Source organism: Bacillus sp. HNG (genome assembly GCF_003400205.1).
Lineage (GTDB): Bacteria > Bacillota > Bacilli > Bacillales > Bacillaceae_L > Ferdinandcohnia.
On record NZ_QUQV01000026.1, the window covers coordinates 13,250 to 35,668 of the forward strand.

At 38.2% G+C, this 22,419-nt stretch carries 19 protein-coding genes and 1 riboswitch; of the genes, 11 read left to right on the top strand and 8 right to left on the bottom strand.

Translation table 11 applies throughout. The annotated features are described in order from the left end of the window. Window positions 1-18: 18 nt before the first annotated feature. The 3 genes from DZB84_RS23305 to cyoE form a co-directional block, all read right to left on the bottom strand. Window positions 19-903, bottom strand: a complete 885-nt coding sequence (locus DZB84_RS23305) for an RNA polymerase sigma-70 factor (protein ID WP_116354701.1) — start codon at window positions 901-903, stop codon at window positions 19-21. Window positions 904-919: 16 nt separating this feature from the next. Further along, on the bottom strand, window positions 920-2,167 hold the full coding sequence (locus DZB84_RS23310; RefSeq protein ID WP_189655349.1) for a phytoene desaturase family protein: 1,248 nt from the start codon (window positions 2,165-2,167) through the stop codon (window positions 920-922). Window positions 2,168-2,508: 341 nt separating this feature from the next. After that, on the bottom strand, window positions 2,509-3,411 hold the full coding sequence (gene cyoE / locus DZB84_RS23315) for a heme o synthase (protein WP_116354703.1): 903 nt from the start codon (window positions 3,409-3,411) through the stop codon (window positions 2,509-2,511). Window positions 3,412-3,765: 354 nt separating this feature from the next. Here cyoE and DZB84_RS23320 point away from each other — a divergent pair, with 354 nt between their 5' ends. Continuing rightward, the gene (locus DZB84_RS23320; protein WP_116354704.1) at window positions 3,766-4,212 is read left to right on the top strand and encodes a hypothetical protein; all 447 of its coding nucleotides are present in this window, start codon (window positions 3,766-3,768) and stop codon (window positions 4,210-4,212) included. After that, a complete protein-coding gene (locus tag DZB84_RS23325) occupies window positions 4,200-4,487 on the top strand; it encodes a YxcD family protein (protein ID WP_116354705.1) in 288 nt (95 codons plus the stop codon). The genes DZB84_RS23320 and DZB84_RS23325 overlap by 13 nt, the downstream gene beginning before the upstream one ends. Before the next feature lie 122 nt (window positions 4,488-4,609). Here DZB84_RS23325 and DZB84_RS23330 read toward each other — a convergent pair whose 3' ends face one another. Next, window positions 4,610-5,800: a sensor domain-containing diguanylate cyclase gene (locus tag DZB84_RS23330; protein ID WP_116354706.1), complete on the bottom strand. Its 1,191-nt coding sequence runs from the start codon at window positions 5,798-5,800 to the stop codon at window positions 4,610-4,612. Window positions 5,801-6,142: 342 nt separating this feature from the next. Continuing rightward, a riboswitch (cyclic di-GMP riboswitch) is annotated at window positions 6,143-6,227 on the bottom strand. A gap of 280 nt (window positions 6,228-6,507) precedes the next feature. On the opposite strand from DZB84_RS23330, the gene DZB84_RS23335 reads away from it, so the two are divergent. The 9 genes from DZB84_RS23335 to nikC all read left to right on the top strand — a co-directional run bounded on the left by DZB84_RS23335 (window position 6,508) and on the right by nikC (window position 16,273). Further along, a complete protein-coding gene (locus DZB84_RS23335) occupies window positions 6,508-7,617 on the top strand; it encodes an ABC transporter ATP-binding protein (protein WP_116354707.1) in 1,110 nt (369 codons plus the stop codon). Next, window positions 7,607-8,425: an ABC transporter permease gene (locus tag DZB84_RS23340; RefSeq protein ID WP_116354708.1), complete on the top strand. Its 819-nt coding sequence runs from the start codon at window positions 7,607-7,609 to the stop codon at window positions 8,423-8,425. The genes DZB84_RS23335 and DZB84_RS23340 overlap by 11 nt, the downstream gene beginning before the upstream one ends. After that, the gene (locus DZB84_RS23345) at window positions 8,415-9,218 is read left to right on the top strand and encodes an ABC transporter permease (RefSeq protein WP_116354709.1); all 804 of its coding nucleotides are present in this window, start codon (window positions 8,415-8,417) and stop codon (window positions 9,216-9,218) included. The genes DZB84_RS23340 and DZB84_RS23345 overlap by 11 nt, the downstream gene beginning before the upstream one ends. Next, window positions 9,215-10,288 carry an ABC transporter substrate-binding protein gene (locus DZB84_RS23350; protein WP_116354710.1) on the top strand — a complete coding sequence of 358 codons (1,074 nt, stop codon included), beginning with the start codon at window positions 9,215-9,217 and terminating at the stop codon, window positions 10,286-10,288. Before DZB84_RS23345 ends, DZB84_RS23350 begins: the two co-directional genes overlap by 4 nt. 328 nt (window positions 10,289-10,616) lie before the next feature. After that, window positions 10,617-11,621, top strand: a complete 1,005-nt coding sequence (locus DZB84_RS23355; RefSeq protein ID WP_116354711.1) for an ABC transporter ATP-binding protein — start codon at window positions 10,617-10,619, stop codon at window positions 11,619-11,621. A 26-nt stretch (window positions 11,622-11,647) separates the two neighbouring features. Then, window positions 11,648-12,628, top strand: coding sequence for an ABC transporter ATP-binding protein (locus DZB84_RS23360; RefSeq protein WP_116354712.1), 981 nt, complete (start codon window positions 11,648-11,650; stop codon window positions 12,626-12,628). 51 nt (window positions 12,629-12,679) lie between these two features. Beyond that, on the top strand, window positions 12,680-14,287 hold the full coding sequence (locus tag DZB84_RS23365) for an ABC transporter substrate-binding protein (protein ID WP_116354713.1): 1,608 nt from the start codon (window positions 12,680-12,682) through the stop codon (window positions 14,285-14,287). Window positions 14,288-14,343: 56 nt separating this feature from the next. After that, window positions 14,344-15,348, top strand: coding sequence for an ABC transporter permease (locus tag DZB84_RS23370; protein ID WP_116354714.1), 1,005 nt, complete (start codon window positions 14,344-14,346; stop codon window positions 15,346-15,348). A gap of 22 nt (window positions 15,349-15,370) precedes the next feature. Further along, window positions 15,371-16,273 (top strand): nickel transporter permease, encoded by a 903-nt coding sequence (nikC, locus tag DZB84_RS23375; RefSeq protein ID WP_116354715.1) that lies wholly within the window; start codon window positions 15,371-15,373, stop codon window positions 16,271-16,273. A gap of 41 nt (window positions 16,274-16,314) precedes the next feature. On the opposite strand, the gene DZB84_RS23380 is transcribed toward nikC, so the two are convergent. The 4 genes from DZB84_RS23380 to DZB84_RS23395 all read right to left on the bottom strand — a co-directional run bounded on the left by DZB84_RS23380 (window position 16,315) and on the right by DZB84_RS23395 (window position 22,012). Next, window positions 16,315-18,423 (bottom strand): MMPL family transporter, encoded by a 2,109-nt coding sequence (locus DZB84_RS23380; protein ID WP_116354716.1) that lies wholly within the window; start codon window positions 18,421-18,423, stop codon window positions 16,315-16,317. A 112-nt stretch (window positions 18,424-18,535) separates the two neighbouring features. Beyond that, a complete protein-coding gene (locus DZB84_RS23385) occupies window positions 18,536-19,111 on the bottom strand; it encodes a TetR/AcrR family transcriptional regulator (RefSeq protein WP_116354717.1) in 576 nt (191 codons plus the stop codon). Window positions 19,112-19,358: 247 nt separating this feature from the next. Beyond that, entirely contained in the window at window positions 19,359-20,546 is a 1,188-nt protein-coding gene (locus tag DZB84_RS23390) for an amidohydrolase (protein ID WP_116354718.1), read from the bottom strand. Between the two features lie 23 nt (window positions 20,547-20,569). Beyond that, entirely contained in the window at window positions 20,570-22,012 is a 1,443-nt protein-coding gene (locus DZB84_RS23395; RefSeq protein ID WP_116354719.1) for an MFS transporter, read from the bottom strand. Window positions 22,013-22,419: the final 407 nt, after the last annotated feature.

Here is a 22,419-nt window from a genome sequence, read left to right on the forward strand (position 1 = left end):
TACAATGATGTTCGCTAATTAAAATTGATATCCACTTATTGCATATGTTAGCTTTTCAGGATTCCGAACTGAAAAGATTTGTGTAATTTGATTATTTTCTATTTCAAAGCATACCACATTTTCCGGTTTGTGGTTTCTATTGATCAATATGCCTGTCTGACCATTGACGTTGACTAAATTAATCTCCAATTGAGCATCCTGCCCAAACTTTCGAATGAGCCCTAAAATAAAGTGAGCGACTCGTTCTTTCGTTTTGATAGGTACTACTGCAGCCTTTACCTTACCTCCGCCATCTGAATAGACGACGGTGTCATTTGCGAGTATGTTAAGCAAGTTCTCCATATTTCCTGTTGTAGCAGCGAATAGAAAAGATTGAACCAACTGCTGCAATTTCTCCTGATTCACATGTAAATGATTTACGTCATCCTTATAAGCTAGTTTTTTCTTTGCCCGGCTTATGATTTTTCTACAGTTCGCTACCTCTTTTTCAATAATAGAAGCAATATCATCATATTCATATCCAAATGCCTCTCTCAAAACAAATACCGCTCGTTCAACCGGGCTGAGTTGTTCCATTAAAGATAGAAGCGCGTATGAAAGATTGTCTTGCAATAAAACTGCATGCATTGGATCCACATCATGGATGATAAGTGGTTCAGGAAGCCACGGTCCTATATATACCTCTCTTCGCTTTCGGGCTGATTTTAAATAATCAATAGATCGATTGGTCACCATTTTACAAAGATAGGCTTTTGTATTTTCGATTTTGTAATGATCAGACCTCTCAAAGTCTAGCAAAACATCGTGGATAATATCCTCAGACTCTGTTATCGTGCCTGTCATTCGGTAGGCAATCGAAAACAAGAGAGGCTTATGTTCCTGATAAAACTGTTCATCCAACATTTGAGCAAACCACCTTTTATCGTGTGTTTTCAAGGATTAATTGAGCAGCCTTCCTAGCACTTTGAAACGAAGCATCAACAAGCATTCCATCTCCTACCCAGTCTCCCGCAATATAAAACCCAGGTATCTGTTCAACTTTTGGTGACGGTCTTTTGCTTTGATTAGCTAAAATTAAACCATTTGAAACGGTCATTCTAGGAAGATATCTTTTATAGACAACATACTCTTTCCAGCCCGGCTGGATTTTTTCCACAAAATCCTCTAGTTCTCTTTCTGAATTCTCATTAGCGTTTGTATATTTCATAACATGAACAACATGGTAATCTTGATCACTTAATTTCGCTATTCTGGAGTGATTTGAAAAATAAAACGGGTTCTCTAAGCCCAAAACAAAGTCAATTTGGGGGGTTGGCAATCTTGATAAAACAAGGTCTAAACAGGCTACATATACTGGATGGTATTCTTTTATTATTTCTGGAGTGCTTTCATGTTCTGAAAACATTTTAGCTTTTTCATGAGGACTTGAAGTTGATAGAACATGGTGGGCAGTAATCGTTTCGTCGTTTGTATGCACGGTGAAATGTGGAAAAGAGCCATCCACCTTTTTAACATGTTTGCTCGTTTGAAAATGGACTCCTACCTCGGTTGCCATTTTTTCCAAAGCATTTATCATACTTTGCCACCCGTAATGTAGGTAAATCGCATTTCCCAATTGGAGCTGTTTTAAGGCTGCGCCCGCACTTATAAGTTCTGGGTCATTCGAATACGTCGACAAACGGGATAGCATTAAAATGAGTTGCCTGGCCACTTCATTCTTCATGTTATGCTGCAACCACTGGTGTAATGGTATGTTTATAATTCTATTAGTATCTATTTTCTTATATTTAATGAAAAAAGAAAACAGCTCTTTCTTAGCTTTCCAATTTAATAATGGGCTTGTTAAGAGACTAATAGCTGTGGCTGGAAGTTCATAAATTTCGTCTTTATGAAGGATCTTTGCTTTCGTTGGAACGATGCCTCCATCTATTTCAATGCCTAGTTCATTTAGGATTTCTATTGATTTCCCTTTCGAATACAACGCATGTGGACCAAGGTTTAAATATGAATCCACTTTGTTCGTTGTTCGCCCTCTCCCACCAAGTGTTTTTGATTTTTCTAAGACTAGCACAGACTTTCCAGCCCGCGCCAAGTAGATGGAAGCAGTCAGCCCAGCGATCCCACCACCAATAATGACACAATCCCATGTTTTTTCTTCAATTTGCATAATATCCACTCCCGCTGTTCGATTTATAATCATGACGATTAGTCGTCAGATTTTGTGACATTCGAATTTAGTTTTTCGAGTGTTTTGGTTTTTGGGATGGGATGGGATGGACTTTTCTGGTGATTATTCACTTGGTTAGATTTAGGTACCAGGTGAATCTAGGGTCAATTGGAGGTTGGTGGTACTCTAGAACACTCGGAGGGTATGTGTTTTCCTTTTATTAGGAGGTCAAGGGTGCTCTACACCGATTTCTACTGTAGCATCCCCTTTCGACTCTCAACGGCTGTTTAAAAAACGAAAAAACCCCGCCACATCATTAATGCAGCGAGGTTCAATTGATTTCATCCAAAATACTTTGGCAATGTAACAATCACCATTAATAGGAAGATAATAAAAATATAGTTCACGGAATAAAGGAAATTCCAGCGAGCCCATTTTATATCGTCTTTAACTGAAAAACCTTTAATACTCAAGATGATCCACCCGATATTAAGCAATGTCGCAAGGATGACAAAAACCTTTCCAAGTTCGCCTAAAAAGAATGGAAGTGGAAACAGACAGATAACCCAGAAAAGAAAATGTCTCTTCGTTACCTCAAAACCACGAACGACTGGGAGCATCGCAACGTTCGCAGCCTTATATTCATCATATTTCCTTATAGCAATTGCATACGTATGCGGCATTTGAAACACAAATAAGATCAAAAAGAGCACAATTGGGACAGTATGATCAATCGGTGCAACAGCAGCCCAGCCCATTAATGGAGAAACGGCGCCTGATACACTCCCAATCACAGTATTTATCGTAAATCTGCGCTTGGACCACATTGTGTACAATACAACATACGTGAACCAGCCCACAAACGTAAAAAAGACGGCTTCATAGGTGGTGAAAAATAGTGAAACGAATCCTAATACTGTACAAATAATGCCTAAAGACAATACAAACTTCATTGAAAAATGGCCTGTTACAGTTGGTCGTTTTTTCGTCCTGTCCATGACTGTGTCGATGTCAACATCATACCAATTGTTTATGATTAGAGCTCCCGCCATGACAAGTGTACTTCCAACCATTGTATATAGAAACAATCCTAAATTTTCCTGAAATGATGCACCCGAAAAATAAATCGCTAACCAAAATCCTGAAAACACAGGTAGAACATTCGCCAGTAAAACTCCGGCCTTAAAAAGAGATTTAAGATCAGCTATAAGGGATGTTTTTTGTAACTGTACTTCTGTTTTCATTATATATCCTCTTTCCTGCCTTCTATTACTACAAATATACTATACCATTTTTATCGCCCTTAGGATAAGAAAACCATCTTTTACCTGCGTCTATAGTGAAAACTGCCCAATTGGTATTTTTTTATGTCAACTCTCTATTGAAAAATCCTATTGAAAAATCCTATTGAAAAACTTTTAGCTTTAATATTTTTGTTACAATTTACCAACATCATTTTTATAGATAAAATGAAACCTTCCTCCTTTTTCATCGTATATAAGATAGAAAACTGAGGAAGGTGAATTACAAGAGAATTTCATGATATTAGGTTATAATAGTAAAAATATAAATACTAACTTATGGAGGTACACATTTATATGAAAAAGGTTTTAGCAGCTATGGTAGCACTTACTCTGATTCTTTCGCCACTTGGAAACTTTGTCTTCCAAGACCAAACAACAACTGTTGAGGCAAAAGGCTATAAGTCAGGTAAAAGAGGGTTTAATAATAATATTGGAAACACAAACAAATCCAACTTCCAACAGCAACAAAAGAAAAAAGCAGATAATAATGTTACAAACAAGTCTACTACTACAAATCCTAAAGGTGGATTCATGTCTGGTGGATTAATGAAAGGCCTTATGCTAGGTGGACTTGCAGGGTTCCTATTTGGTGGTCTTCTAGGTGGAATGGGAATACTTGGCTCATTTTTAGGATTAATGATTAACGTATTAGCGATTTATGTACTAATCGTTATCATTCGAAAAATCTTCGTGATGATTAGAGATCGTAAGAAAAATGAGGCAGACCCATGGAGACGTTAATTCTTTCCGAACAAGAAATTATTAATGCGGTTTGTGTTTATATAGGCTTGAAAAAGCAAGTAAAACCAGAAGAAGTCGAAGTAGAGCTTATGTATGATGATGACTACGGGTTCTCCGCTGAAGCATATGTCAACGATCGTAAACAGGTCCTCATCATGGCAAACCTAATCGAGGCGATTCGTTTATGGCTTGGCGAATTTATGAATCGAGACCCATATGCAGGAATTAAGCTTGTATTAGACGATGAAGAAGGTATCATTGCCCATATTAACTAATAAATGCTCTAATCTTGTCCGCCTGTCGGTGACAAGCACAAGACGAGCGCTGACAGAATGTGCATCATACCTCCCAAAGCGTTGGCTATACTGTAAAAAGCTCATCCAAATGGATGAGCTTTTTAATTCGCCACAACTATGCGGTTTTTTCCACTTTCTTTTGCAGCGTAAAGTGCTTGATCTGCCGCTTTTTTCAACGCATCCACAGTCGTTCCGTTATACGGATAGACACCAACGCCAGTACTGATTGAAACGGTGATTTTTTCATCATCAACGATAAGTGGGTGTTCCGTGTAGTACTCTTTTAACTTAAAGTAAATATCCTTCACACCCAAATCGATGTGGGTTTTAATGAGTATCATGAACTCATCCCCCGCATATCGATAGCCTTCCATGTTATCATCGCAAAGCGTTTTTATGCCATCTGCAAGGATCTTTAAATATAAATCACCAGCATCATGGCCGAAGCGGTCATTTACTTTCTTTAAATCATCAGAGTCGATCATCATAACTGTAATTTCGCCATCATCATTTCGAATTAATTGTGCTAAATCCTCATGGAAAGCACGATGGTTTTTTAATCCAGTTAATTCGTCTGTACGGGACATTGTATAAATTTTTCCATATAATCGAGCTGTTTCAATCGAGTTGATAACCTGTGCACCGATCATTTGCAAAAGATCCTCGTGCTCCTTCCGATAAGCGAAATCCCTATAGCTTTGCGCCGAAATGACACCTTTTACTTGATCATCCATCACGACTGGTACGAAAAGACAAGATCTTGTGTCTTGCTCCCCTTCCCCCATTTTCGTATCATACTCAATGTTTTGATTTCGATGTTTGAGGTGAACGATTTCTCGTGTTTTAATAACCTTTGATGTGTAATTTTCACCAAACTCCACGGTGCTAGGTGGAGCAGGCTCACCATTATCCATAATAAAAATCATTTGAATATGCGCATCACCAGGATTATGCAAGGCAATGTAAAACGAATCCGTTGGCATAACACGTGAAACCATCTCATAGGATTTCTGAAGAAGAACGCTTTCATTTAGGGTTTTGCTGCAAATTTGGGCAAATTCATGAAGGATACGGTAATGCTTGTTCATCCAATGCATATTTTCCATTTGTTCGTTCATTTGTTGGAGTTGGGTTAAAAGGGTGTTAGTAATCTCTTGTTCTTCTTGTTCCTGACCGATTTCGTCAAAAAAGTTACGAGTCTCGTCAGAAATCAGATTCTTTTCGGAACCAACCTTGTCGATTAATTCGCTTAGTTTTCTTAGTACGTTCAGATTCTGGATGGTTTTCTTCATGCATAATCACTTCCAAAATTTTTTAAAGGATGTTCAAAAGATCGGTTAAAAATGTCACATCGAGTGAGAAACTTCAACTAAACGCCAACATCCTGTGGAAGCATGCTGACTTGCTTCTGGAGTTCCTCACGTATATTGCATACGCTGGTAAAGCTTCACCGTCTTAAAATGTCGTCACATAGGAAGAGTCAATTTAGTAGACGTGCGGTCATTTTCCCGTCTTTTTGAACAGGCTAATTTATCCAAAAATCTAGTAAAATAGTAGCAACAAGATACTTAATGGTATAAAAAAAAAGACTAATCACATACCGATTAATCTTCGCTCTTACGATACGAGTTTTACTCGGCAACTGGCTGGCATGTCCAACTGGACTTAGCCCCTATAGTTTTGCGTCTTCATCTTTCAATGAATTTGCCTTTCCTTTATACAATTATCTTTAAAGAAAGATTATTTTAAATTGTACTATAATTATATTTCTATTTTCACATTTGGTCAATGGAATTGACCTCACCTTTTTCTAAAAATGTTAATTTATTCCTACTACTAATTTACTAGTTTGTTTTTTCGGTCTATATACTATCTTGCAATTTATACTTTTACACCTTGACTTTATGAATGTTATTGAATTTTTTGCCGATTCGTGTATAATTATGCCGGATTACACAAAAACTATCATTTTATTTTATATAGAAAGAAGGGGGTTGCTATGAACAGTATACCTATTATCCAGTTTAAAAATGTGACGAAACAATATGACAATGACCCACCTGTCCTTAACAATGTCAGCTTTGAAATTGAAAGAGGAAAGTTTTATACCCTTCTTGGTCCATCTGGATGTGGAAAAACAACAATATTGCGTTTGATCGCAGGATTTATCGAACCCTCAGATGGAGAGGTTTATTTTAATGGTAAAAAAGTAAACACCACACCTGCCAATAAGCGTCAAGTTAATACAGTGTTTCAGGATTACGCGTTATTTCCTCATCTTAATGTATATGAGAATGTTGCCTTTGGCTTACGAATAAAAAAAATGAAGCAATCCGAAATCGATAAAAAAGTGAAAGAAGCCCTAAGCTTCGTCAACCTTACTGGCTATGAAAATCGTGAAATTAGAGAAATGTCTGGTGGTCAAAGACAACGTGTGGCAATTGCTCGAGCGATCGTGAATGAGCCAGAGATTATTTTGTTGGATGAGCCTTTATCAGCGCTCGATTTAAAGCTTCGTACGGAAATGCAATATGAGCTTCGTGACCTTCAAAAGCGCCTTGGTATTACCTTTATCTTTGTCACACACGACCAAGAGGAAGCACTTGCTATGTCTGATGAGATTTTTGTATTGAATAAAGGAAACATACAACAAAGTGGCACCCCTATCGATATATATGACGAACCAATCAATCGCTTTGTCGCTGATTTTATAGGAGAATCGAATATCGTAAAAGGAAAAATGCATCGTGACTTTTTAGTTGAATTTGTTGGAAAGACATTTGACTGTGTTGACCAAGGTTTTTCAGACAATGAACCCGTTGAAATTGTTATCCGCCCTGAAGATTTAGAAATTACCTCTGTTGAAAAAGGAAAGCTACAGGTTGTTGTAGATTCTCAGCTTTTTAGGGGGGTTCACTATGAAATTTGCGGCTTTGACAAGGATGGAAATGAATGGTTAGTACACTCTACAAAGAAAGCTAAGGTTGGCGATGAAATCGGACTTTATTTTGATCCTGAGGCAATTCATGTCATGAGGATTGGTGAAACAGAGGAAGAATATGATCGTCGCTTAGATGCATATGTGGACGGGGAAAGCCATGGAAAATAAGCTTACTCGTAATTTATATTTTATCCCTTATGCACTATGGATTCTTGTATTTGTTATTGCACCAATTACGCTTGTACTCTATTATTCATTTTTTGATATAGAAGGAAATCTATCTTTAGTAAATTATAAAACGTTTTTCACACCCATTTATTTAAAAATGACACTTAGCTCATTTTGGTATGCCTTTTTAATTACAGCTGTCTCATTATTGGTCGCATACCCAACAGCCTATTTAATCACAAGAACGAAGCATAAACATCTTTGGTTGCTACTCATCATTGCTCCATCGTGGATCAATCTTCTATTAAAAGCATATGCTTTTATTGGAATTTTTGGAGCTTATGGAACTGCCAATGCCATTCTTGAAGTGCTAGGTATCGGCTCTAGACAGTTATTATTTACTGATTTCAGCTTTGTGTTTGTATCTGTTTATATTTTTATTCCATTTATGATTTTACCAATCTTTAACTCATTAAATGAGTTAAATCCAAGTCTATTGGATGCTGCTAGAGACCTTGGGGCATCTAAATGGACAGCGTTTCGTCGTGTCATTTTTCCACTAACGATTCAAGGAGTAAAATCAGGCTGCCAGGTTGTATTCATTCCTGCCCTGTCATTATTCATGCTTACACGATTAATCGCAGGAAACAAAGTAATTACACTTGGTACTGCCATTGAACAACAGTTTCTCGTCACACAGGATTGGGGCATGGGTTCGACCATCGCTGTCTTCCTCATTATTTTCATGGTATTAATTATGGTGGCGACTGGAAACCGCAAGAAACGAGGTGCTAAAAATGAGAGATAAACTGACCATTTCTTCAAAGGTATATCTATTTATTATTTTCTTCATTTTATATGCACCGATTTTTTATTTAGTCTATTACTCCTTCAATAGTGGTGGCACGATGAACAATTTCGAGGACTTTACCTTCGATTGGTATAAGGAGTTATTTGGAGATACACGATTACTCATCATTGTGTTAAATACATTTGTAATCGCCTTGCTTTCAGCCCTCTTCTCAACGATTATCGGGGTGTTTGGGGCAATTGGGATTCACTCTGTGAGAAAAAGACAAACTCAAAATACGTTATTATCTTTAAATAACGTATTAATTGTAAGTCCAGACGTTATCATTGGTGCGTCATTCCTGATTTTATTAACAATGGCTGGAATTAAATTAGGCTTTTATTCAGTGTTACTTTCACATATTGCCTTCAGTATTCCAATTGTCGTTTTAATGGTATTGCCAAAATTAAAGGAAATGAGCCCGAGTTTGATCGACGCAGCAAAGGACCTTGGGGCAAGCCAGTGGCAGGTCCTAACAAAGGTTATTATCCCTTACATCACACCAGGGATTTTCGCTGGATTTTTCATGGCACTAACCTACTCCTTCGATGATTTCGCCGTTACCTTTTTCGTGACAGGAAATGGTTTTTCAACGCTTTCCGTTGAAATCTACTCCCTTGCACGCCGCGGAATCTCATTGAATATTAATGCATTGTCAACTCTATTATTTATCTTTACAATGCTGCTTGCTGTCGGCTATTACTTTATTGCACAACGTGGGAATACACGTGGATTGGGGGTTCGAAAATGACGAAACTCATCCGTGCTTTCTTAGCGATCGTGCTTGTCTCAGCTGGTCTACTTTATCTAATTCACCATTTAAATTCGTCTCAAGGTCTCGCAGGCGGGAACACATTGACGATTTATAACTGGGGAGATTATATTGACGAAGAATTAATTGACCGCTTCGAAGAGGAAACTGGAATCAAGGTCATTTACGAAACTTTCGACTCCAATGAAGCGATGATGACAAAAATCGAACAGGGTGGGACAACGTATGATATCGCCGTTCCATCTGAATATATGATTGATAAAATGCGCCAAGAGGACTTGCTCATCCCTCTTGACCATTCAAAGCTTCCAAATTTAAAAAACATTGATGAGCGTTTCATGGGTCTTCCTTTTGATCCAGGCAATAAGTACTCTGTTCCGTATTTCTGGGGAACTGTTGGAATCGTGTTTAATCCAACAATGCTTGACGGAAAAGAATTTACAAGCTGGAACGACCTTTGGGACCCGTCCTTAAAGAATGAAATTATCTTGGTCGACGGGGCACGAGAAATCATGGGTATGGGGCTGAACTCCCTTGGTTATTCACTAAATGATACAAATCTTGATCACTTAATTGAAGCAAAAGAAAAACTCATCAAACTTACACCAAATGTAAAAGCCATCGTTGGTGATGAAGGAAAAGTCCTCATCCAAAATGAAGAAGCGGCAATCGGGATTGTATGGTCTGGTGATGCTGCTGATATTATGTGGGAAAATGAAGATATCGACTATGTGGTACCAAGCGAAGGTTCTAACCTATGGTTTGATAATATGGTGATTCCAAAGACTGCGAAAAATATTGAGGGTGCCCACCAATTTATTAATTTCATGTTGGATGCGGAAGTTGCAGCGCAAAATACAGAATATGTGAGCTACTCCACTCCAAACAAAGAGGCACTTCAATATATGCCTGAAGAAATGGTGACTGATGAGCGATTCTACCCATCACCTGAGCTCACGGAGAGGCTCGAGGTTTATGAAAACCTAGGGAAAAAGAGTCTTGCCATCTATAACCAACTTTTCTTAGAATTCAAAATGGCGCAGAACTAAATAATCTTTTAAAAAAACTCCTTATGTGACTAAGCATAAGGAGTTTTTTTATTCCACAACTTCCCCTTTCCCAGAGAATTTTTACAACAGCATTTTTTCAAAAATAAAAAATATTAATATAATAATTTCCTTTATGTATTAAAACATTTCACTAAAGCGATTACATTATTACAAAAATGCCACTTTTCTGTATATAGAAAGATTTATATCTTTTTAAATCAATTAATTTTTCTTGAAATTCATTTTATTGAGTGTATAATTATACTTTGTTATTAATATATTATAAAAATTTTAATTAGTATCCCAATATAGAAAGGGGTGGATTTTTTTGGAAGATACTATTCTGGAAATAAAAGGGTTGAAAACCCACTTTCTCACTGACAGTGGTCAAATACCTGCTGTAAACGGGGTTGATCTTTATCTAAAAAAAGGCGAAATCCTCGGAATTGTTGGTGAATCTGGTTGCGGTAAAAGTGTAACCTCTCTTTCCATCATGCAGCTTGTGCAGCATCCAGGAAAGATAGTCGGTGGTGAAATTTTATTTAATGGCGAAAATCTAGTGAATGCAAAGGAAAAGCGAATGAGACAAATTCGCGGAAATAAAATTGGAATGATATTTCAAGAGCCGATGACATCTTTAAACCCTGTATTCACAATTGGCAATCAATTAATCGAAGCCATTTTAATACATAATAAGATTTCAAAAAAAGAAGCCAGAACGAGAGCAATTGAGATGTTAAACCTTGTTGGTCTCCCAAGAGCTGATGAATTAATAGATGAATATCCTCATCAATTATCTGGTGGTATGCGCCAAAGAGTCATGATTGCAATGGCAATGGTTTGTGAACCTGAAATTTTGATTGCGGATGAGCCAACAACTGCACTTGACGTAACCATTCAGGCCCAGATCCTAGAATTGATGAAAAAGCTAAATAAGGAAACAAATACTTCTATCATTATGATCACACATGACCTTGGAGTTGTTGCAGAAATGTGTGACAGGATAGCAGTTATGTATTCTGGAAAGGTTGTTGAAGAAGGCGATACGAAGTCCCTTTTCAAAAACCCTCAGCACCCATATACAAAAGGTCTTATCGAGTCTGTTCCAGATGTCAGAACGAAAAAAGATCGTCTATTCTCGATACCTGGCAGTGTTCCTATCCCAGGTTCAATTAAAAAAGGCTGCCATTTTGCGGAAAGATGCCCGTTTGCATTTGATAAGTGTAGAGAAGTTGCTCCTAGCTTACTAGACGTTGGGAATGGACAACGTGCAAGATGTCATCTACACGAATCTGAACAAGGGGTTGCACTCCTTCAGAGTGCGTCACATTAAACGCTTTGAAAAGGAGGGAGAACCGAATGCCCGAAACATTATTGGAAGTTAAAGACCTACAAAAACATTTTCCGATTAAAAGTGGAGTCCTTCAAAAGCAAACAGGTGCTGTAAAAGCAGTTGATGGCGTCTCTTTCCACCTACATAAAGGAGAAACTCTCGGATTAGTTGGTGAAAGTGGTTGTGGAAAATCAACAACAGGTCGTATGCTAATGCGCCTGCTTGAACCTACTGGCGGAAAAATTATTTTTGAAGATAAAGACTTAATGACTCTATCTAATTCAGAAATGAGAAAGATGAGAAAGGATATCCAAATGGTATTCCAGGATCCTTTCGCATCACTAAACCCAAGACATACTGTTGAACAGATTATTGAGGAACCTTTAATTGTTCATGGTCTTGGTAATCGACAAGAAAGAAAGAAAAGAGTCCGGGAATTACTAGAGATTGTTGGCTTAAACTCCTATCATGCGAAACGCTATCCGCATCAGTTTAGTGGAGGTCAAAGACAACGGATTGGTATCGCCCGCGCTTTAGCTGTTAAACCAAAGCTTATTATTGCGGATGAACCGGTATCAGCTCTTGACGTTTCCATACAATCCCAAGTATTAAATCTACTTGAGGATTTACAAAAGGACTTTGATTTAACTTATTTATTTATTGCCCACGACTTAGGTGTTGTCCGTCATATAAGTGATAGAGTCGGAGTGATGTATTTAGGAAGAATCGTAGAATTAACCGATAGTGATCGATTATACGAATCTCCTAAGCATCCTTATACAGAAGCCCTGCTCTCATCTGTCCCTATTCCGGACCCTGAACACAAGCAGGAACGAATTATTCTAAGTGGAGATGTTCCAAGTCCATCAAATCCACCTGCTGGATGTCCGTTCCATACGCGTTGTCCTAAGGCAATGGATATTTGTAAACAGGTTGTTCCTACACTCCAAGAGGTAGAGCAAGGTCACTTTACCGCTTGCCACCTTTATGGAGAAGAGCAAATATAAATAGGCAGCATAATTCGCTGCCCAAGATAAACATTACTGGAGGGGAAAACGATGAAAAAACGTTTCTTACTAACGTTAGTACTATTTGTTGTACTGTCTGCCGTTTTAATGGCTTGTGGCAACAAAAACGAAGATAGTGGTGATTCTTCATCATCAGCTAAAGATGAAGCACAAACTACTTTAATTTACGGTCGTGGAGCTGATACAACTTCTCTAGACCCAGGTGTTGTAACTGATGGTGAATCACTAAAAGTTACAGAAAACATTTTTGATACTCTTTTAGATTATGAAGAGGAAACTACAGAGGTTAAACCTGCTTTAGCAACTGAATGGACAATCTCTGACGATTCTTTAGAGTATACCTTCAAATTACAAGAAGGTGTAAAATTCCATGATGGTACAGATTTTAATGCAGAAGCTGTTGTTTTCAACTTTGAACGTTGGATGAGCGGTGGCACAGATGGCGCGTTCGTATACTACGCTGCAATGTTCGGCGGCTTTAAGGATGACGAAGGCCATGTCATTGAATCTGTTGAAGCGGTGGATGACTATACGGTAAAATTCACTCTTAAACGCCCACAAGCACCATTTTTAAACAACCTTGCAATGGGTCCATTCGGAATTGCTAGTCCAACAGCCGTTGAAGAACAAGGCGATAAATTTGGTGAAAACCCAGTTGGTACTGGACCATTCGTATTTAAAGAATGGAAACGAAATGACACAATCACTCTTGAAAGAAACGAAGATTATTGGGCAGGATCTCCTAAGCTTGAAAAAGTTATTTTCAGAGTCATTCCTGATAATTCAGCACGTCTAACAGCTTTAAAAACAGGTGAAATTGACTTAATGGATGGAGTAAATCCAAGTGATGTTTCTCAAATTGAAAGTGATTCTTCATTACAAGTATTATTACGTCCAGGTATGAATATTGGATACTTTGGCTTTAACACTGAAATGGAACCATTCAATAATGTAAAGGTTCGTCAAGCACTGAACCATGCAGTTGATAAACAAGCACTTATCGATACATTCTATGCTGGTAATGCGGATGTTGCAGTTAACCCATATCCTTCATTTATGCCAGGATATAATGACGAAATTGAAGGCTATGCATATGATTTAGACAAGGCAAAGGAACTTCTTGCCGAAGCTGGGTATCCAGATGGTTTCAAAATGGAACTTTGGACTTTTACTAACCCTAGAGATTACATGCCTGAACCACAAAAAATTGCTGAAGCCATTCAAGCTGACTTTGCAAAAATTGGCGTCGAAGTTGAGATTGTAACTTACGATTGGACAACCTTCCTTGAAAAAGTTCAAAACGGCGAGGCACAATCTTACCTTGCTGGTTGGATTGGTGACAATGGTGACCCAGATAACTTCTTATATGTATTATTAGATCAAGATAGCATTGACGGAAATAACTATTCACGTTATGCAAACCAAGAGCTACACGATCTTCTTATTGCAGCACAAACTGAAACAGACGAAGCAAAAAGAAATGACATGTACAAACAAGCTCAAGAAATCATTCATAATGAGGGTCCTTGGATTCCAATCGCACACGCACGTGCAGCTTTAGCTGCTAGTAGCAACCTTAAAGGATTTATTCCACATCCTACAGGTGTAGACAAATTTACAAACGCATATTTTGAATAATAGTTAAGAAGGGGAGTCTTGTTACTCCCCTTTATCCATCAAAAGGGGTGAACATAATGCTTTCATATACGGTTCGCCGTTTACTCATGTTAATTCCGGTTTTATTTGGAATGTCTCTTATCGTTTTCTTTATGCTACGGCTAATCCCTGGTGACCCTGCAGATGCTATATTGGGTGAAAAAGCATCACCCGCTGCCAAAGAGGCATTAACACAGCAGCTTGGGTTGGACGAGCCTTGGTATACACAATATATCTCTTACATCGGTGATTTACTCCAAGGTGATTTAGGAGAATCACTTCGTACCCGCTCACCAATTTCTGAAGAAATCTGGCCATTTTTAGCTGCAACCTTTGAGCTTGCACTCGTTGCTATGATTATTGCAGTCGTGATTGGTGTAAACGCAGGAATCATCAGCGCATGGTTCCAAAACTCATGGTTTGATTATACAGCGATGGTACTTGCACTTATTGGGGTCTCCATTCCAATCTTTTGGCTAGGATTAATGGAGCAATGGATTTTTGCCCTGGAGCTAAACTGGTTACCGTCTCTTGGAAGAGAGAATATTCGGGACCCAATTGAACCAATCACACACTTATTTTTACTAGATACGTTGATTCAAGGTGATTTTGATCAATTTGTTGTTGTATTGAAACACTTAATCTTACCAAGTATTGCATTAGCAACCATTCCGATGGCGATTATTGCTAGAATGACAAGATCAAGTATGCTTGAGGTTATGCGCTCAGACTTCATCCGAACAGCAAGAGCAAAAGGTCAAAAAATGTTTTGGGTTGTTTATAAACATTCCTTAAAAAATGCATTTATCCCTGTTTTAACTACAATTGGACTCCAAATGGGACTTCTTCTAGGTGGAGCTATCCTAACCGAAACGATTTTCAGTTGGCCTGGTATCGGAAGATATATTTACGAAGCTATTGCTTTTAGAGATTACCCTGTCGTTCAATCAGGTGTCCTACTCATTGCAGCTATATTCGTATTTATTAACCTAATCGTTGACTTACTTTACGCAGTATTTGATCCACGAATTAAATATCAATAATGGAAAAGAGGTGGAATTGCACATGGCTGAAATAGCTCCTCAACAAGATTCAAACGTATCACTGCCAAAAAATGAAGATACGGCGGTCTCTCCCTGGAAAGATGCTTGGAAGGGATTTAAAAAGAACCGCTTAGCACTTGTTGGTACCGGAATTGTTGTCTTCTTTATTTTAGTGGCAATTTTTGCAGACTTTCTTGCTCCACAAAGCTATAAAGAATCAATCCTAGCAGATAGTCTACAACCTCCATCCGCAGATCATTGGTTTGGAACGGATGACTTAGGGAGAGATATTTTTTCAAGAATTATTTATGGTGCTAGAATCTCGTTATGGGTTGGTTTTTTTGCAGTATTAGCCTCTGCAGTTATCGGTTCTTTACTCGGCATTCTTGCAGGCTATTATGGAAAATGGGTTGATATGCTTATTTCGAGAACCTTTGACATTTTACTAGCATTTCCAAGCATCCTATTAGCCATTGCGATTGTCGCAATTTTAGGACCATCCCTTCAAAACGCTTTAATTGCAATTGCCATAATAAATGTTCCAAACTTTGGACGTCTAGTTCGATCAAAGGTTATCAGTATTAAAGAAGAAGAATTTATCATGGCAGCAAAAGCAATTGGGATGAAAGATTCTCGAATTCTTTTAAAACATATTCTCCCAAACAGCATAACACCTATTATCGTTCAGGGCTCACTTGGAATTGCAACAGCGATACTTGAAGCTGCTGCTTTAGGATTTCTAGGTTTAGGTGCACAAGCTCCGGAACCAGAATGGGGAAGGATGCTAAGTGATGCAAGAAGCTATATTCAACAAGCACCATGGACACTTATTTTCCCAGGGCTTGCCATTATGTTAACAGTACTCGGCTTTAACCTAATGGGTGACGGTCTACGTGATGCACTAGATCCCAAAATGAAGAGTTAAAAAAGAGACGCATTCGTTCATGCGTCTCTTTTCTTTTGAGATTATTTTTCTTCGCTTACCGCTTTGTCTTTTTCTAATAACACAATTAAACCTGGTAATAGCACTCCACGAATTAAGAAGGTATCTAACAGAATTCCCACTGCAACTATAAAGCCGAACACAAAAAGTAATTGAACGGGCTGTGTCATTAGAACAGCAAATGTTGCCGCTAAGATGATACCCGCCGACGAGATAACTCCTCCTGTTTTGGATACAGCGATTTGTACGGCTTCTTTAACAGAATGGGTTCTTCGCTCCTCCTGGAATCTTGAAATAAGCATGATGTTATAGTCAATGCCTAGTGCAACGAGAAATACAAACGAATACAATGGTACCCTGTTACTGATCGTATCGATATCAAAGAATAGATTTGTTAAGAACATCCCTAATCCTAACGCTGCTAAAAATGACACTAAGATTGTTCCCATCATATAGATTGGCATTTTAAAGGACTTCGTTAACACAATTAACATCCCAAATATCAAGATTGTCTCTAGCAATACTATTAAAATGACATCTCTGTTGTTCACATTTCGGTCATCTACTTTTGTCGCCGTTTCTCCTGCAAAATAAAGTTCTCCGTCTACATTTGCATTTGCTAGGATTGTGTCAGAGTTATTAATCATCTGTTCCATCGCATCAATTGTTTTGACGTCATATGGTCCTTCTTCAAACGTTAAGCTGAAGTTTATGACTTTATTGTCTTCAGCAATTCCGTTGATCCTTACATCACTTACAAGTTCTTGTTCTAGCAACTCATTTTGTAATGCGTCTTGTTCTTCCTTCGTTAACGCTTCTTTTCCTTCATACAAAACTGTTGATGGTGCGAGATCACCCTTCGCGAATTTCTCCTCAATTAACTCATAGCCTTGTCGTGATGGCATATCCTCTGGAAAGGACTTCATCGTATCAAACTCATAGGTAAGGTTAAACATATTGGCTGCTGAAATTAGAAGGAAAATGCTAATAATCGCAACCGATAGTCCTGGCTTTTTGACCACCATCCGACCAATTTTACTCCAGATGGAATTGTCTTTAACTTTTTCATCTCCAACCTTTGGAACCTTTGGCCAGAAAGATTTTCGGCCGAAAAGTGTAAATAGAGCTGGCACTAATGTGATCGAAGCGAGCATAATGATCACCATCGTTGTCGCAAAGGTCGGCGCAAAATTTCGATAGTCTCCGAATTCGGCGAAGAATAAAACAAGCATTGCTGCTAAAACCGTTCCTCCAGAGAAAAAGACCGGCATCCCTGTTTCCTTCATTGCAGCACGCATTGCATCGTATTTATTTTCATGCCCCTTCAATTCTTCACGGAATCGAGAAAAAATAAAGAGCGAATAATCAATTACTGCCGCAAACAATAAAATGGACATGATTGAAATCGTTTGATTACTTAATAGTAGACCTGCCTTCCCTAAAATACCAAGCGTTTGCATTACGACTTCATATACAAAAACCGCAGCTAACAACGGTATTAACGCGAGAAGGGGTGAACGATAAATGACGATTAATAAAATTAGAATTAAGCCAACTGTTGAAAGAATTAAAACGAGGTCTGCCCTTGAAAATAAATCAAGCGAATCTGTTGCAATCCCCGCAGGACCTGTCACATACAAAGTTAAATCCGTATTTTCCTCAACAACTTCGATGATTTGATCCTTTGAATCCCGGACTTCCTTTGTTTCGAGTGAAGGATCAAAGATGATTGGAAGTAGTGCCGTTGTTTGATCTTCTGAGAAAAATCCAGCAGCTGCTTGTGGCGGTAAAGAAGCCAATGGAACTACCTGCTCAACTCCTGGAATGTTTGCTTCCTCGATATGATTGAATACATTAACAAGGTCTTCAAATTCCAATTGACCATCCTTCGCTTGAAAAACTAATATTCCCGGCGTTCCATCGCTATCCTTGAAATACTCATCCACCTTATTTTTGGCAAGTACGGATTTTGCATCTTCAGGCAAGGAATCAATCCTCGTAACCTCATAATCCTTTGCATTTGGTGCAAAAACAGCCAATGCCATCGTAATGATTAACCAGCTAGCTAATGTAATCCACATTCCTTTTTTGGTGGAGACTTTATCAGTAATGGCTTGTAACATCTCTTTCAGAACGATTCAACTCCTTAGTTAGTATTTTTAAAGTGACACGAACGTCACTTTAATTAAAAAAAATGACACTGTTATCACGTTAATTATCTTTTATAAGTGACATCTGTGTCAATTAAAAATCTTTGTAAATTCCATGACAAATCATTTGCTTAATCGATTCAACCCACACCTCATGTGGAATGCCAAAATGATTCGGTATGGCGACTGATTGAAAAATGTATCCTAATATCAAAGGTTCCGGTATCTTTGTGTTGAGTACGTTTTCGTTCTTTCCCGCCTCAATAAAGCCCGAAACATATTGGTACATCTGAAGATGGTAACCCTCGAGTTTCATTATATTTTCTTTCACTTTTGCGTTTGTAAGAATCGGAACACGTTTACCAATTTCTATTATTTGATGAAGCTCCGGATTTTTAAACATGAGATTCAGAAGAAAATCAAATTGAGCATAGAACCCTTCAATTGTGTTAATTTCTTTTAACTCATGAAGAAATTGCTCCATTTTAAAAAGCATATATTCCGTGATTAATTCTTCCTTGTTCTCAAAATATTTATAGATGGCCCCACGTGAAACCTGTAATTGATCCGCCACCAAACTAAACTGGAACCCTTCATAATGATGTGCCAGAAGCAATTCCTCGGTTATCTGAAATAATTCCTCTGTAGTAAATTTACGCTCACGAGCCATACCTTTCACCCCACCTCATTATAGAACAAGTTTTTCAAAAAGAGAATGAGTTGGCTTGGAAATGACAATTTATCGTCACTTTATGACTAGTACAGCACGGATTCCATCCTACTTGGTACTACTCATTTTATTTAAACAAGCGTTTGATTGATTTTCTAAACCGTTGAAAAACGTAAGAAAACCCATTAAACAAACGCTTGTTTGAAAATGGGTTTTCTCCAAAATGACTGATTAGTACAGATTGTTTTTAGCTTAGCTCATAAAATCCACAAACCACATGTCCCACTGCTTTTGCTGCAACAAGGAGTGCATCTTCATCAATATCAAACTTAGGATGATGATTGAAATACGGATCCTCCTCACCCTTCGGTGTACATGCAATGTAGAAGAAACATGAAGGGAATTTTTTTGCATAATATGCAAAGTCTTCAGATGGTGCCATCGGTGGAAATTCTTTCACTTCTTTAATGTCTTTGTCATTTGCATTTTTTAGATACTCTGCGACTTTTTCGGTTATTTCAGGATCATTGTATAGAGGCGGGTAATCATTTTCATAGGTAAGCTCACATGTTACCCCAAATTCTTCCTCTAGCCCCTTTGCAAGACGTTTAATTTCATGTTCAATTTTTTCCCTTGTTTCATCTGTCATATAACGAATGTCGCCTTCCAGCTCTACGCTGTCCTTGATGACATTAAAAGTTCCCTTTCCATCAAATGAGCCGATCGTAATAACGCCATTTTCAAATGGACTTAAACGACGACTAATAATCGTTTGAGCCGCTGTTACAAAATGGGCGCCTGCCACAATTGCATCATTTGCTAAATGTGGTGAAGATCCATGTCCACCCCTACCTTGAACTTTCAATTTCATATAAGCCCTACCATTGAATGAAAATCCTGCATGATACCCAACCAACCCTGCAGGACCTAGTGGAAGCAAATGAATTCCGAATACATGATCCAGATCATCCAGTATGCCAGATTCTACAATACTTTTTGCCCCACCGGGTGGAACTTCTTCCGCATGTTGGTGAATAATTTTAATGGTCCCGGGTATTTCATCCTTTAATTGAATTAAACAATCCGCTAGTACTAATAAGTATGCTGTATGACCATCATGACCACATGCATGCATGACACCTTCATTTTTTGATTTAAAAGGTACGTCCGCTTCCTCAACAATAGGAAGTGCATCAAAATCTGCACGTAGACCAATGTTTTTCCCTGACTTTCCACCTTTTATTGTTACAACAATTCCATAGCCATTTCCAACATTGGACTGAATTTCTACGTCCTTCCCTTTATAAAAGTCAAGGATATATTGGGCTGTTTTTTCTTCTTTGAAGGATAGTTCAGGATTTTCATGAAGATGTCTGCGAATTTCAATCATTTCATCCTTACGTGACTCTAACATTTCCATTAATTGATCTTTCATTGTCCTATACTCCTTTTCATTACCTATTCTGGAACAGGCTCGCGAGTTGTTGTTTTTTTAGAAGTAAGATTTGGTTTTACTTCTTTGGCTGTTTTACCTGCATCTTTTGGAACCATAACCATGATCGAGATAATTGATAGGATACCAAAAATTACATTTACAATGATACCTACTGTAGCTGCCCATTCAAGATTGCCCGTTGCTGCTATTGCCGCGTAAGCTGCTGTGGATATCGCAACACCAAATGCACTACCTAGCGAACTTGCCATTTTATAAACACCAGCTGCTTCGCCCACTTTATCAGCCGGGGCATTTGATACTGATGTATCTGTTGATGGGGTCGCATAAATACCAAGTCCGAGTCCAAATAAAGCAAATCCAATAAAAACAGCAATTGTATAAGAAAAGCCTGGTAAAAATGTTAAGCCCATTAACCCTACACCAACCGTGGTAATGAGAGCGCCCCAAATCATCGGCTTTTTTGCGCCTACTTTTTGTAAAATTTTCTCACCGACACGAATCATGGCGAGCACAGTAACTAAATAGCCTAATGACAACATTCCGGATTGGAATGAACTGAAGCCTCGTCCTACTTGTACATACGTGTTTGCGACGACTAAGGTACCCGCAATAGCATTTAGTAAAAAATTCGAGACTGTGGCACCCGTATACGGCGCATTTTTAAACACAGCAAAGTCAATAAGGACAATATCTTTGCTCTTTTCTACCTTTATGAAAACAAGCAGACCTATAATCGTTACAGCTACAAGTATTAGTGAAATCGGGCTTGCCCATCCTAAATCTGATCCATACGTAATAAATATATTCAAGGCAATCATCGTCACGATAAAAATAGCTAAGCCCGTGTAATCAAATTTAAACTTTCCTGAGGATGGCTGCTTACTTTCTGGTGTATCCTTTAGTAAAAACATCCCAACAACCGCAAAAATAATAGAGAAAACGAAAATCCATCTCCACCCTAATGATGTAGCGATTGCCCCCCCTGCAAATGAAGCAACTCCCGATCCTCCCCAAGAACCGATTGACCAATAACTTAATGCTCGTTGACGTTCTGCCCCCTCGAAATAAGCCTTCATTAATGCGATAGTAGATGGCATAATACATGCAGCTGATAGACCTATAATCACACGTCCAATAATGAGCAGTGCAGAACCTTGAGTTATTACTAGACAAAGTGAACCAATTATACTCAAAACAAACCCAATATTGGCGATCTTTTTACGGCCTACTTTGTCAGCAAGGCCACCGGCAGCAACGATAAACATGCCTGAGAATAAAGCCGACAAACTGATGGCAATGTTCAGTGTTCCTAGTGAAATCCCTAAATCTTTTTGTACAGCAGGGACTACATTCACCATCGCTTGGGCAAATAGCCAGAATGTAATAACACCAAACACAATCCCGATAATCATTTTATTTGTACCTTTATAAGCTGTTGATTCCATGTTATGTAACCTCCTTTTGATACTATAATTCCCGTACATAGGCGCTTAATTCTATGTAAAATGTGAAAATTATTAGGCATCAAAGTTGGTGTTGAGGGTATATCGAATGACAATTAGATAAGCTTGTGCATGGATAGTTTTATATTGAAACGAAAAATAGCTCAGCCATCAACAGTAATAAATCTTCTTTAATTTATTATTCCAATACACTAAGATGTTTGTCACACGCATATAGAAAAGGCCTGTACCCCCTACGATACAGGCCTTTTCTCTTCATATCTTCTTTCCTAACCACTTATAAAGCAGACTAGTACAGCAAGCCTTATGGAATCCACATCACGACTGTTTTAATTCAATCAATCGTTTGATTGAATTAAAACAGTCGTTGATTTAATTGGAAAAAACCG